Source organism: Zetaproteobacteria bacterium (assembly GCA_003696765.1).
Taxonomy (GTDB): domain Bacteria; phylum Pseudomonadota; class Zetaproteobacteria; order Mariprofundales; family J009; genus RFFX01.
Genome location: RFFX01000022.1, coordinates 1 through 13,133 on the forward strand (window position 1 = coordinate 1; position 13,133 = coordinate 13,133).

General features: G+C 70.1%; 14 protein-coding genes. 3 read left to right on the forward strand and 11 right to left on the reverse strand.

Features of this window, described 5'->3' with window-relative positions:
- Positions 1-24 precede the first annotated feature (24 nt).
- From D6682_02120 to leuC, 7 genes are all read right to left on the reverse strand, one after another.
- The gene (locus tag D6682_02120) at positions 25-291 is read right to left on the reverse strand and encodes a cell division protein FtsL (protein ID RMH52275.1); all 267 of its coding nucleotides are present in this window, start codon (positions 289-291) and stop codon (positions 25-27) included.
- Positions 278-1,228, reverse strand: a complete 951-nt coding sequence (gene rsmH, locus D6682_02125) for a 16S rRNA (cytosine(1402)-N(4))-methyltransferase RsmH (protein ID RMH52276.1) — start codon at positions 1,226-1,228, stop codon at positions 278-280. The genes D6682_02120 and rsmH overlap by 14 nt, the downstream gene beginning before the upstream one ends.
- Positions 1,221-1,664, reverse strand: a complete 444-nt coding sequence (mraZ, locus tag D6682_02130) for a division/cell wall cluster transcriptional repressor MraZ (protein ID RMH52277.1) — start codon at positions 1,662-1,664, stop codon at positions 1,221-1,223. The genes rsmH and mraZ overlap by 8 nt, the downstream gene beginning before the upstream one ends.
- A gap of 314 nt (positions 1,665-1,978) precedes the next feature.
- On the reverse strand, positions 1,979-3,181 hold the full coding sequence (locus tag D6682_02135; GenBank protein ID RMH52278.1) for an HD domain-containing protein: 1,203 nt from the start codon (positions 3,179-3,181) through the stop codon (positions 1,979-1,981).
- Positions 3,157-3,909: a diaminopimelate epimerase gene (gene dapF / locus D6682_02140; GenBank protein RMH52315.1), complete on the reverse strand. Its 753-nt coding sequence runs from the start codon at positions 3,907-3,909 to the stop codon at positions 3,157-3,159. The genes D6682_02135 and dapF overlap by 25 nt, the downstream gene beginning before the upstream one ends.
- 14 nt (positions 3,910-3,923) lie before the next feature.
- Positions 3,924-4,295, reverse strand: coding sequence for an NADPH-dependent 7-cyano-7-deazaguanine reductase QueF (queF, locus tag D6682_02145; protein RMH52279.1), 372 nt, complete (start codon positions 4,293-4,295; stop codon positions 3,924-3,926).
- Complete coding sequence (gene leuC / locus D6682_02150) at positions 4,295-5,704, reverse strand: 3-isopropylmalate dehydratase large subunit (protein RMH52280.1); 1,410 nt, start codon at positions 5,702-5,704, stop codon at positions 4,295-4,297. The genes queF and leuC overlap by 1 nt, the downstream gene beginning before the upstream one ends.
- Positions 5,705-5,824: 120 nt before the next feature.
- Here leuC and D6682_02155 point away from each other — a divergent pair, with 120 nt between their 5' ends.
- The 3 genes from D6682_02155 to D6682_02165 all read left to right on the forward strand — a co-directional run bounded on the left by D6682_02155 (position 5,825) and on the right by D6682_02165 (position 9,142).
- Positions 5,825-6,955 (forward strand): 3-deoxy-7-phosphoheptulonate synthase, encoded by a 1,131-nt coding sequence (locus D6682_02155; GenBank protein RMH52281.1) that lies wholly within the window; start codon positions 5,825-5,827, stop codon positions 6,953-6,955.
- Between the two features lie 83 nt (positions 6,956-7,038).
- Complete coding sequence (locus tag D6682_02160) at positions 7,039-7,446, forward strand: cytochrome C (GenBank protein ID RMH52282.1); 408 nt, start codon at positions 7,039-7,041, stop codon at positions 7,444-7,446.
- Positions 7,447-7,525: 79 nt separating this feature from the next.
- The gene (locus tag D6682_02165; protein RMH52283.1) at positions 7,526-9,142 is read left to right on the forward strand and encodes a 2,3-bisphosphoglycerate-independent phosphoglycerate mutase; all 1,617 of its coding nucleotides are present in this window, start codon (positions 7,526-7,528) and stop codon (positions 9,140-9,142) included.
- Positions 9,143-9,170: 28 nt separating this feature from the next.
- Here the strand turns inward: D6682_02165 and D6682_02170 are convergent, their stop codons facing one another.
- The 4 genes from D6682_02170 to D6682_02185 form a co-directional block, all read right to left on the reverse strand.
- A complete protein-coding gene (locus D6682_02170) occupies positions 9,171-9,410 on the reverse strand; it encodes a zf-HC2 domain-containing protein (GenBank protein RMH52284.1) in 240 nt (79 codons plus the stop codon).
- 3 nt (positions 9,411-9,413) lie between these two features.
- A complete protein-coding gene (locus tag D6682_02175; protein RMH52285.1) occupies positions 9,414-9,965 on the reverse strand; it encodes a sigma-70 family RNA polymerase sigma factor in 552 nt (183 codons plus the stop codon).
- Positions 9,966-10,185: 220 nt separating this feature from the next.
- The gene (gene ettA, locus D6682_02180; GenBank protein RMH52286.1) at positions 10,186-11,856 is read right to left on the reverse strand and encodes an energy-dependent translational throttle protein EttA; all 1,671 of its coding nucleotides are present in this window, start codon (positions 11,854-11,856) and stop codon (positions 10,186-10,188) included.
- A 53-nt stretch (positions 11,857-11,909) separates the two neighbouring features.
- Positions 11,910-13,130 carry a hypothetical protein gene (locus D6682_02185; GenBank protein RMH52287.1) on the reverse strand — a complete coding sequence of 407 codons (1,221 nt, stop codon included), beginning with the start codon at positions 13,128-13,130 and terminating at the stop codon, positions 11,910-11,912.
- Between the last annotated feature and the right edge of the window lie 3 nt (positions 13,131-13,133).

Sequence of the window (13,133 nt, forward strand, 5' to 3'; positions counted from 1 at the left end):
CCCCACCCCCACCCGCCCGGCCGCTCATCGGCCGATCACCCGGTCGGGAGCGGGCGGCACCATGCCGAGCCGGTCGCGGGCGATCACCCGCAACCGCTCCGGACGGATCAGCGTCGTCCGCTCCAGCCGGAGCTGGTGCACCCGGTAGCGCAGCTCGGAGAGCTCCCCCATCCGCAGGCGCGACTGGCGGGCGAGGTCGTAGCGGGCGTGCGACACCCAGACCCGAACGCCGGCGAGCAGGGCGACCATCAGGCCGGCGACGACGAGGGCGGCACGCTCACGCCCCATCATCCACCCGGACGGCGATGCGCAGCCGCGCGGAGCGGGCACGCGGGTTGGCCGCCACCTCCTCCGCCGAAGGGCGCAGCGGCTTCTTCCGCCGCCAGCGCATGTCGGGCTGCCGGCCGCAGACGCACCGGGGCAGTTGCGGCGGGCAGATGCAGGGGTGGACGTGGGCCTCGATGCGGTCACGCACGATGCGGTCCTCACCGGAGTGGAAGGCGATCGCCGCCACCACCCCGCCGGGGGCGAGGCGGGCGATCGCCCCCTCCAGCCCCTGCTCCAGCCGGCGGTATTCGTCGTTGACCCAGATGCGCAGCGCCTGAAAGGTGCGGGTGGCGGGATGGCGGCGCGCTCCGTGGCGCGCCCGAGCCGGCAGGGCGGCGACCACCTCCCGGGCCAGCGCCCGGGTGGAGCCCAGCCTTCCTGCGTCGCGCGCCTCGATGATGCGGCGGGCGATCCGCCCGGCGTAGCGCTCCTCGCCGTACCGGCGGATGATTCCGGCCAGCTCGTGCCGCGACACCTTGCCCAGCCGGGCTGCCAGCGAGGCCCCCTCGCCGGGATTCATGCGCATCTCGAGCGGCCCGTCACGCTCGAAGGAGAAGCCCCGTTCGGGGCGGTCGAGCTGGGGCGAGGAGAGGCCGAGATCGAAACCGACGCCATCGACCCGATCGATGCCAAGCCGGTCGAGCACCTGCGGCAGATCGGCGAAGTCGGCGTGGACGATGCAAAAGCGGGGATCTGTGGCCTGCAACGCCCGCCCCGCCTCCACCGCCTCCGGATCGCAATCGAGCGCCACCAGCCGCCCGGCCGGTGCCAGCGCGGCGAGCAGCCGCCGGCTGTGGCCGCCCCGACCGAAGGTGGCGTCCACCACCGTCCCGGCGGGGCGATGGGCGAGGGCGGCGACGAAGGGCTCGGCGAGGACGGGGATGTGGCCGGCATCAGCCAACGGAGAGAGGAGGAGCCGGCGCGCGCAGGATCTCCAGATCGCGCTGCAGCTTCTCGGCGCGGCGCGCCTCGTCCCACAACTGGAAGTGGGTCAGCCCGCCGCTGAAGACCACCTTCTTGCGCAACTGGGCGTAGGCACGCAGCGACTGGGCGATCGGGATCCGCCCCTGCCGGTCGGGGGTGCAGGTGACCGCGGCGCTGATCATGAAGCTCTGCAGGGCGCGCGCCCACGGATCGTTGAAGGGGCGGCGGCGCACCTCGGCCAACACGGTGCGCTCCCACTCACGCGGCGGATAGAGCGAGATGCAGCCGTCGTAGTCGCGGGTGACCACCAGCCGTAGGTCGTCGTAACCACGGCGCAGCGCCTCGCGATAGGGCGCAGGGATGCTCACCCGCCCCTTGTCGTCCAGGGAAACGTTGTACTCACCCTCGAACATCCCGCTGCCGCCACGCTCCAACTTGCCGGTATCGCGGGGAGGCCGCCTCCCCACATTTTCCCACGAACCGCCAAGAGTCGCCAGCAGGAAGGGCGTGTCAACCCCCCGACCCCCACCATATCCCCCGCCAGACGGCGATCCTGCGGGCGGAACGATGGCAGCGCCAGCGTGGCGTCACCAGCGCGGGAGGATGTTTATTCCATATTTTCCTTGATGTTACACCGACAGTGCATACGGGCGTAGCTTGGGCGGAACACGACGGCGACCGCGGTGGGGAATGGTGGGGAGTTTTGCCACAACAGGCGGGTGCCTGCTTACACCCGCGGCGGCTTCCCCTGGTAGTGGCGCTGCACGCGGACGATCTCATCGAGCCGGTTGAGGAAGGCGTCGACCACCGCCGGATCGAAGTGGCTGCCGCTCTCCGCCTTGATCAGCCCGACCGCATCCTCCACCGGCCACGCCTTCTTGTAGGCACGCTCGTTGACCAGCGCGTCGAACACATCGGCCACCGCCACGATGCGCGCCTCCAACGGAATCTCCGCCCCGGCCAGGCCGTTGGGATAGCCGCCGCCGTCCCACCGCTCGTGGTGACAGCCGGCGATGCGGGCGGAGACCCGCAGCAGCTCCGCCTCGCTGCCGTCGAGGATGGCGCTACCCATCGCAGCGTGGCTCTGCATGGTCTTCCACTCCTCGGCGTTGAGCTTGCCCGGCTTGTTGAGGATGGCGTCCGGCACCCCGATCTTCCCCAGGTCGTGCATGGCCGAGGCGTGGAAGATGGCGTGCTGCTCCTCCTCCGAGCAGCCCATCTCCTCGGCGATGATGCGCGAGGTGTGGCGGATGCGCTGCACATGGGCGTAGGTGTCGTCGTCCTTGTACTCGGAGGCGATGCCCAGACGGAAGATGGTCTCGAGATAGGCATCCTCCAGCGCGCGTTCCATCTTCATGTTGACGATGCAGGAGGCGCAGAGCACCGCGAAGTGGCGCACCAGCCCCATCGACCAGTGCTCCGGATCGATCAGGCAGTGGTTGATCAGCTCCATCACCCCGATCACCCCCTCGTTGGGGTGGTGCAGCGGCACCGCCAGGATGTTGTCGGTGCGGAAGCCACTCTTCCGGTCGATGGCGGCATAGAAGCGGTAGGGGCGATCCTCGGGGATGGCGTGGACGTCGGGGATCAGCAGCGGCTCCCCGCGGAGGGCGACGTAGCCGGCGATGCTCTCCTCGGAGCGGGGAATGGTATGCGGATCGTCACGGTCGAGGGTGATGAACTGCGTGATGTCGATCTCGTCGTTCTGGCAGGCGAGAAAGGCGAGCGCATCCCCCTCCACCAGGTAGAGGCTGCCGGCGCGGGCGCCGGTGATCTGCCGGGCGAAGGTGAGCACCCGATCGAGCATGCCGCCGAGATCGCGCTCCAGCTCCAGTCGGGCGGCCGCATCGAGCATGAAGTGGAGCACCCCCGGCGAAGGGGCATCCTGTTCGAACAGGGTATGCATCACTCCATGCTCCGAGCGCCGCACGTCCCGTGCACGGAGCGTGTGGGTGACACCGAGCGATCCAGGCTGTCGACGGAGAGCACGCCATGGAAGACCTCGACGACCGGACCGCGCAGACGCAACGCCTCCGGCGTGCCGGACACCTCGACCGCCCCCCCCGGCATCACCACGCGCAGCGGCGCCGCCCGTCCGGTGCGCGCCCACCAGGCGACCGCCGCCGCACAGGCACCCGTCCCGCAGGCGGGCGTGCGCCCGGCGCCGCGCTCCACCACCTCGATCCAGAGGCTCCCCTCGCCCGAACCGGTGATCATCTCGCAGTTCCACGCTGGATCGAACTGCGCTGCCGCATCGAAACAGACCCGATGCCGATTGCCGAGATCGACATCGCAGTGGTGGGCGTCGCAATCGAGCAGGCGGGCGTCCCCCATCTCCGCCGTCACCGCCTCCCCATCACGCCACGCCTCGATCGTCCGATCGGCCAGGGCGATGCGCACCCGCGCACGCCCATCGACGCGCATCAGCCAGTCGGCGGCGCAGCGGGCGCCGTTGCCGCAGTTCCCCGCCTCGCTGCCGTCGCGGTTGAAGATGCGCATCGCCGCGTCGGCCCGTGGGTGGGCGGCAAGCAGCAGCAGCTGATCGCACCCCACCCCCCAACGGCGGTCGCAGCAGCGGCGGACCTGCTCCGCGCCGAACTCCGGCAGCGACTGCCCGCGCCCGTCGATGATCACGAAATCATTGCCCTGGGCCACCATCTTGCGAAAGGCGATCACGCCCGGTCGTGCTCCACCACCACCGTGGTGCGGATCCCGCCGCGGACGTTGAAGATCGCCTCCACCCGCAGATAGCGCGGCGCCAGCAGCGCGATCAGGTCATCGGCGATGCGGTTGGTCACCTCTTCGTGGAAATGGCCCTCGTCGCGAAAGCTCCAGTAGTAGAGCTTGAGCGACTTCAGCTCGACGCAGCGCGCATCGGGTACGTAGTCGAGCCGGATCTCGGCGAAGTCGGGCTGACCGGTCTTGGGGCAGAGGCAGGTGAACTCCGGCGTATCGATGCGGATGTGGTAGTCGCGCTCCGGCTTGGGGTTGGCAAACCACTCGAGCTCGCGGCGCGGAGCGCTCCCTCCATCCGGCGCGGCCATCACCGCGCCTCCAGCGTGCGCAGGTCGACGAAACGGCCGAAGATCGCCGCGGCCGCAGCCATCGCCGGGCTGACCAGATGGGTGCGGCCGCCCCGCCCCTGCCGTCCCTCGAAGTTGCGGTTGCTGGTCGCCGCACAGTGCTCGCCGGGCAGCAACCGGTCGTCGTTCATCGCCAGACACATCGAGCAGCCCGGCTCGCGCCATTCGAATCCAGCCTCGATCAACACCCGATCGAGCCCCTCGGCCTCGGCCTGCGCCTTGACCAACCCCGAGCCGGGGACGACCAGCGCCTGTTTGATCCCCGGCGCCACACGCCGGCCGCGGGCGACGGCCGCCGCCGCCCGGATATCCTCGATGCGCCCGTTGGTACAGGAGCCGATGAAGACCCGATCCAGCGGGATGTCGGCCACCGCCATCCCCTCGCGCAGCCCCATGTACTCCAACGCACGGCGCCACCCTTCACGCTGGACCGTATCGCGTGCCTCATCGAGCCGGGGCAGACGTCCGTCGACCGGCGCCACCATCTCCGGGCTGGTGCCCCAGGTCACCTGCGGGGCGATCCGGTCGGCCTCAATCTCCACCTCGCGGTCGAAACGGGCGCCGTCGTCGCTCTGCAGCCGCCGCCACCAGTCGCAGGCCTGCTCCCACAACGCCCCACGCGGGGCGTAGGGGCGGCCGGCGACGTAGTCGAGGGTGGTCTCGTCCACCGCCACCATGCCGCAGCGCGCGCCGGCCTCGATGGCCATATTGCACAGCGTCATCCGACCCTCCATGGAGAGGGCGCGCACCGCCGGGCCTGCGAACTCGACGGCGTGGCCGGTGCCGCCGGCGGTGCCGATGCGGCCGATGATGTAGAGGGCCAGATCCTTGGCGCCCACCCCGCGCCCCAGCCGGCCGTGGACGGTGATGCGCATCTGCTTCGGCTTGCGCTGCAGCAGCGTCTGGGTGGCCAGCACATGCTCCACCTCGCTGGTACCGATCCCCATGGCCAGCGCCCCCAGCGCGCCGTGGGTCGAGGTGTGGGAGTCGCCGCAGACCACGGTCATGCCGGGCAGAGAGAGCCCCTGTTCCGGGCCGATCACATGGACGATCCCCTGCCGCCGGTCCTCCAGCGCGAACTCGAGGATGCCGAACTCGGCACAGTTGGCGTCAAGCGCCTCCACCTGGGCGCGGGAGACCGCATCGTGGATCCCCCCGGCGCGGTCGCGCGTCGGCACGTTGTGGTCGGGCGTGGCCACCACCGACTGCGCGCGCCAGGGCCGTCGCCCGGCCAGCCGCAGCCCCTCGAAGGCCTGCGGGCTGGTCACCTCGTGCACCAGATGGCGGTCGATGTAGAGCAGCACCGAGCCGTCGTCGTTCCGCCGCACCACGTGGGCGTTCCACACCTTGTCGAACAGTGTCTCCGTCACGGAACCTCCCGCAAGATCCGCAGTCGGCCCGACACCCTAGCATCCCGCCGCGGCGAGGGAACCACCAAGCACCTCATCCGTTTGGCGCCCACCCCCCGACCCGGTAGCGTTGCGCGCCCCATGGCCGAGGCCCGTTACAAAACCGACGACCTGCGCATCCGCGCCGTACGCGAGCTGATGGCCCCACACACCCTCCACTCCCTGCTGCCGATCAGCGACCGTGCAGCGGAGACGGTCTGGACCACCCGCCGCCAGATCCACGAGATCCTGCACAACCGCGACGACCGGCTGCTGGTGGTCACCGGCCCCTGTTCGATCCACGACCCGGAATCGGCGATCGAGTATGGCCAGCGTCTGCTGCCGCTGCGCAGGCGGTTGGACGATGCGCTGCTCATCGTCATGCGCGTCTACTTCGAGAAGCCGCGCACCACCGTCGGCTGGAAGGGGCTGATCAACGACCCCGGGCTCGACGAGAGCTTCGAGATCAACCGCGGAATCCGGCTGGCGCGCAAGCTGCTGCTCGACCTCAACGAGCTGGGGGTACCCGCCGGCACCGAGTTCCTCGATCTGATCACCCCGCAGTACTTCGCCGATCTGGTCAGCTGGGGGGCGATCGGCGCCCGCACCACCGAGAGCCAGGGCCACCGCGAGCTGGCCAGCGGCCTCTCCTGCCCGGTCGGCTTCAAGAACGGCACCGACGGAGGGCTGAAGGTGGCCATCGACGCCATCGCCGCCGCCGCCCATCCCCACCACTTCCTCTCCCTGACCAAGGCGGGGCAGTCGGCCATCTTCTCCACCAGCGGCAACGAGGACTGCCACATCATCCTGCGCGGCGGCAAGACCCCCAACTTCGACCATGCCAGCGTGCGCGAAGCGTGCAACGCCCTCGACCACGCCGGCATCACCAGCCCGCTGATGATCGACTTCTCCCACGGCAACAGCGGCAAGAAGCCGGAGCGGCAGATCGACGTCTGCCACAACGTCGCCGGCCAGATCGCCGAGGGGAACCGGCGCATCGGCGGGGTGATGATCGAAAGCCACCTCCACTTCGGCCGGCAGGATGTCCTCCCCGGGGTGCCGCTGAAATACGGCGTCAGCATCACCGACGCCTGCCTCGATTGGGCGCGGACCGAGCCGCTGCTCCACCAACTGGCCGAGGCGGTGCGCACCCGCCGTGCCCTGTTGTCGCAAGGCCGCCCGGAGCGCCCCGTGGGAAGGAATTCCCCCGAAGGGGGGAACCATTGCGCGTGACACCCCCCTGCCCGCCCGGTATCCTCCCCCCCTCGGCGGGTATCCTGCCGCAGACCATCGACCAAAGAGGAGGACCATACCGCATGAAGAGAACCTTGATCATCTCCGCCGCGGCCGCGCTCGTGGCCGGCGCCGTGGCCGCCGCCCCGACCGCCGCCGACGCCGCCGCCTGGGCCAAGTGCAAGGCGTGCCACAACTTCGCGCCGAAGAAGAAGGTCGGCCCGGGTCTGGGCAAGGGCGACGGCATCCCCGGCGTCTTCGGACGCAAGGCGGGCACCTTCCCCGGCTTCAAGTACAAGTTCACCAAGTACATCAAGGGTGAGCCCTGGGTGTGGGACGAGGCCCACCTGCGTAAGTGGATGTGCAACTCCAAGAAGGCGATCAAGGAGTTCACCGGCGACCCGAAGGCCAAGACCAAGATGCCTCCACAGAAGGTTTGCGACCCGGCCAAGCAGGACGAGGTCATCGCCAAGCTGAAGTCCGTCTCCTGATCTTGCGTCCATCGGGGATGCGTCGAGGGGTGCCCGCCCGGGCACCCCTTTTCGTTGCTCCTCCTCCCTTCCGCTGCAGATGACCGAAGTGCGAACCTCCCATCCCCGCATCGTCCTGCTCGTGGTGCTCGACGGCTGGGGCATCGGTGACGGCGGCCCCGGCGACGCCATCGCCCGCGCCGACACACCCAACATCGACCGCCTCACCGCCAACTTCCCCCACACCCGGCTCTTCACCCACGGCCGCTTCGTCGGCCTGCCCTCCGACAAGGATCTCGGCGGCTCCGAGGTGGGCCACCTGACCATGGGCGCCGGCCGGGTGCTCGACCAGGGCTCCACCCGCATCGGCCGGGCCATCGCCGACGGCAGCCTCTTCACCACGCCGGTGGCCGAGCGGCTCTGGCGGTGCGGCAGGCAGGGCGGCACCCTCCATCTGATCGGCCTGCTCTCCGACGGCAACATCCACAGCCACATCGACCACTTCATTGCGATGATCGAGGCCGCCGACGCCCGCGGCGTCGGCCGCCTGCGGTTGCACGCGCTCTTCGACGGCCGCGATGTGGCGGTGCAGAGCGCCGAACGCTACGTCGCGCGCATCGAGCGACTGTTTCACCGCATCAACCGGCAACAGGGGCGCGACTACGCCATCGCCTCCGGCGGCGGGCGCGAGCGGGTGGTGATGGACCGCGACCGCCACTGGCCGGTGGTCGAGGCCGGCTGGAACCAGATCGTCCACGGTGCCAGCCCCCACCGCTTCCGCAGTGCGCAGGAGGCGATCGCCCACTTCCGCGCCGCAAACCCCGGCCTGGTCGATCAGGACATGGAGGGGTTCGTCGTCGTCGATGACACCGGCACCCCCCTCGGCCCGGTACGTGACGGCGACGCGGTGGTGATGATGAACTTCCGCGCCGATCGGGCGCTGGAGCTGAGCGAGGCCTTCGTCCTCGACGATTTTGCCGGCTTCGACCGCGGCCGGAGGCCCGACTGCTACTTCGCGGCGATGACGGTCTACGACGAAGACCGCAACCTGCCGCCCAACCAGCTGATGCCGCCGATGCGCGTCGACCACACCTTCGGCCGCATGCTGGTCGAGTGCGGCATCCGCCAGTTCCGCCTCGCCGAGACGCAGAAGTACCCGCATGTCACCTTCTTCTTCAACGGCGGCTACCACGAGCCGCTCGACCCGGCGCTGGAGACCTACCGGCTGATCCCGTCGGACCGCGGCATCAGCTTCGCCGACGCACCGGAGATGCAGGCGCCGAGGGTGGCCGATGCCGCCATCGAGATGATCGCCGGGCGCAGCTACGGCTTCGGCCTGATCAACTTCGCCAACGCCGACATGGTCGGCCACTGCGGCCGCATCGACGCCGCCGTCGCCGCCGCCCAGGCGGTCGACCGCGCCCTCGGCCGCATCCTGCAGGCGCTGGAGCAGGCCGGCGGCTGCGCCCTGATCACCGCCGACCACGGCAATGCCGACGAGATGCTGACCGCCACCGGCGAGCCCTGCACCCGCCACTCGCGCAACCCGGTCCCCTGCATCCTCTTCGACCCGCAGCGCGCCGCGGGAGCCCGGCTGCGTCAGCAGGGGGAAGAGGGGGCCGCCCCGGGGCTGGCCAACCTCGCCGCCACCCTCTGCGCCATGATGGGGATCGCACCGTTGCCGCAGTTCGCGCCGGGGTTGATCGCCCCGGCGTGACGGGGAGCGGGCGACGGGTGCCCTGCTGCTACTCCCTCGGCAGCCCCTCGGCGATGCGCCGCCGCCGCGCTTCGTCCAGCCGCCACCGCTCCTCGTCGGCCGCCGCGCCGGAGACCACCCGATGGATCCGGAGCAGCGCCCGCGCGTTGCGCCGGCAGAGGCCGCACATGGCCAGATGGAGCCCCAGCCGCACCCGCTCGCCCCAGCGCAGCCGCCGGTCGAGCCGGTCGGAGGCCAGGCGGCTCGCCTGCCGACAAAAATGGTTCATCCGCTACACCCCCACGCCACGCGCCTCGAGACATCGGCGCAGAGCAAGACGCGCGCGATGCATCACCACATGGAAGTTGGTCGTGGAGATCCCCATCCGCTTACAGATCTCCTCGCGCTCCTCACCGGAGAACTCGCGGGCGCAGAAGAGCAACCGGCTGCGCTCGGGCAGGCGGGCGACGCACTCCTCGATCGCCGCGCGCAGCCGGTTCCGCTCCAGGAGCGCGGCCGGATCGTCACGCCAGGCCGACGGGGCCTCCAGCCAGGCCCCGTCCGGCGCAAACCATGGATCGGTGGGATCTTCCCGGGCATCCTCGACGAAGGCGCGCTCACGCACCACCCGGCGCAACCTGTCGGCAATTTTGTGGCGCAGGATGCCGGTCAGCCAGGTACGCACCCGCGCGCGGCCGTCAAACCCTTCGCGGTTGCGCCAGCCGGCCAGCAGCGTCTCCTGCACCAGATCGGCGGCCTGATCGCGATCGCCGACCTGCCGCATGGCGTAGGCGAAGAGGGCATCGCCATGCTCCTCCAGCCAGCGGTGGGGGGACTCATCCAACGTCAGGCCGCAACCTCGATGCTCGTGATCACGACGGCGCTTCTTGCGAAGTCGGCATCAAATGATGAGATCGCAAAAAGCCCGTCCATGGGCTTTTTGGCTTCACGGCAATCGAAGAGCTCGGCCTTCGATTGCCTTACAAATCAATCACTTGCTTACGCAAGCTCTTGATTTGCGCGGCCGTCCATGGCCGCGATGATGGTTTCTTGCGAAACCATCATCAAATCAGCTTCTTGTAACGCATCCGATGCGGCCGGACCGCCGCTTCGCCCAGCCGCCGCCGCTTGTCCGCCTCGTACTCGGCGAAGTTGCCCTCGAACCACTCCACCCGCCCCTCGCCCTCGAAGGCGAGGATGTGGGTGGCGATGCGGTCGAGAAACCAGCGATCGTGCGAGATCACCACCGCACAGCCGGCGAAGTCGAGCAGCGCCTCCTCCAGCGCGCGCAGCGTCTCCACGTCGAGGTCGTTGGTCGGCTCGTCGAGCAGCAGCACATTGCCACCCGACTGCAACACCTTGGCCAGATGGACCCGGTTGCGCTCACCGCCGGAGAGATGCTTGATCTTCTTCTGCTGCTCGCTCCCCTTGAAGTTGAATCGCCCACAATAGGCGCGGCTGGAGAGCTCCACCCGCCCCAGCCGGATGCGATCGGCGCCGCCGCTGATCTCCTCCCATACCGTCTTCTCCCCGTCGAGCGCATCGCGCGACTGATCGACATAGGCCAACCGTACCGTCTCGCCGATGAACAGCCGCCCGGCATCCGGCTGCTCCTGGCCGGTGATCATGCGAAACAGCGTCGTCTTGCCGGCGCCATTGGGCCCGATCACCCCGACGATGGCGCCGCGAGGCAGACGGAAGTTCATCTCCTCGATCAGCAGCCGGTCGCCGAACCCCTTGCGCACCCCCTCGGCGACGATCACGGTATCCCCCAGCCGGGGGCCGGCGGGGATGAAGATCTGCTTGGTGGCGTTGCGCTCCTGCACCTCGCGGCTGGCCAGCTCGTCGAACGCCTTCAACCGCGCCTTCGACTTGGCGTGCCGACCCCTGGCACCGCTGCGCACCCACTCCAGCTCGTGCTGCACCGCCTTCAGCCGCGCCCGCTCCTGTCGCTCCTCCTGCTCCAGCCGCCGCTCCTTTGCCTCCAGCCAGGCGGAGTAGTTGCCCTCGAACGGAATCCCCCGCCCGCGATCGAGCTCCAGAATCCAGCCGGCGACGTTGTCGAGGAAGTAGCGGTCGTGGGTCACCGCCACCACCGTCCCCTTGTAGTCGTGCAGATAGCGCTCCAGCCAGGCGACCGACTCGGCGTCCAAGTGGTTGGTCGGCTCATCGAGCAGCAGCATGTCGGGCTCGGACAGCAGCAACCGGCAGAGCGCCACCCGCCGCCGCTCGCCGCCGGAGAGCCTCGTCACGTCCGCCTCCCAGTCGGGCAGGCGCAGCGCATCGGCGGCCACCTCCAGCTTGCGGTCGAGATCCCAGGCGTCGGCGGCGTCGATCCGGTCCTGCAGGCGGGCCTGCTCGGCCATCAGCTTGTCGAAGTCGGCGTCCGGCTCGGCGAAGGCGGCGCTGATCTCGTTGAAGCGATCGAGCAGCGCCCGCGTCTCCGCCACCCCCTGCTCGACGTTGCCGCGCACGTCAAGCGCAGGGTCGAGCCGCGGCTCCTGCGGCAGGTAGCCCACCCGGATGCCGGGGGCGGGACGTGCCTCGCCGAGGTACTCCCGATCCTCGCCGGCCATGATGCGCAACAGCGTCGACTTGCCAGCGCCGTTGAGGCCGAGCACGCCGATCTTGGCCCCGGGAAGGAAGGAGAGGGAGATATCCTTGAGGATCTCCCGCTTGCCGTCGACCACCTTGCCGACGCCCTGCATGGTGTAGATGTATTGGTAGTCCGCCATATCCCGATCGATCCGCAAAACGTCCGTCCGTGGACCTATTGCCCGATGCCCTCTTACTCCTCTCCCGCCCGGACCTTCTCCGCCGGGCCCGCACCCGGACCCGCGCCCAGATGGGCCAGCCGGTCGATCACCGCCTTGCGCGCCCGCCAGCGACGGGCGTCGCCGGCGGCGGCCAGCAGATAGCGGCGGTAGTAGTCGACGGCCGCCTGCCGGCGCCCCATCGCATCGAGGGTGTAGCCGAGGTTGAGCATCACCTGCGGCGACTTCGGCGCCATCGCCTCGGCCACCTTGAGCAGCTGGAAGGCGACGGCGAAACGGCGGCGTTGCTGCGCCACCAGCGCCCGCTGCACCCAGACGGCGGCGATGCGCCCGTCCCGGGCCAGCGCGCCGTCGAGATGATCGGCCGCCGCATCGAGCCGCCCGGCCATCAGCTCCGCCGTGCCGCTCCAGAACCACGGCTTCCAGTCGAGCGACTCCTCCCGCAGCAGCGGACGCAGCACCTGCCACGCCTCGTCGTACCGCCCGTCGGCGACCAGCAGCTCACCGGCCATCAGCCGCGCGCGGGCGTGGTTCGGCGTCCGCTTGAGCACCTGGTAGAGCAGCGCGATCGCCTGTTTGCGCTCCCCGCGCTGCCGCGCGCTGCGCGCCATGCCCATGAGCAGCTGCGCCTCCTGCTCGGGCGTGGCCTGTACCCTCCGGGAGCCGCGATCGGCGCGTACCACGGCACTCGCCACCGGCGCGCTTCTGGCCAGGCCGGTCACCTCCGGCGCGGAGGCCCGCTCGTGCCGACTCCCTCGGGCCGCCGGCCCATCAACCTCCGGTACGCCGCCGGCCAGCGCCAGCGAGCCGCCCGGCTGAAAACGGGCCGCGCTCCAGCCGAAGATGTGGCGCCGTCCGCCGGAGAGCAGCTCTTCGAGATGGCGCCGGACCCCCTCGAGCTCGTCGGGCATGGGGGCGGAGAGCACGAAGTAATGCGGCCGACCGTGGAAGCGGGCGCGCAGCACCAGCCCGCGGAACTCCACCCCCAGCCGCCGCACGCCGCGCAACGCCGCGAGCTGATCGGGGAAGATCCCGATCGGCGAGAGCAGCAGCCGATCGGGCGGCAGGCGGTCCACCCCCCGCTGCCAGACGGCGATGGCCGCATCGAGCCCGCGCTGCTCCAGCGCCTGCCAGCCGGCGGCCAGCCACGGCTCGATCGGGGCATACGACCGTACAGCCGCAGCCGCCGGCCACGCCAGGGCGAGCACGCAGAGCCAAAGCAGCGCGCGCACCACACC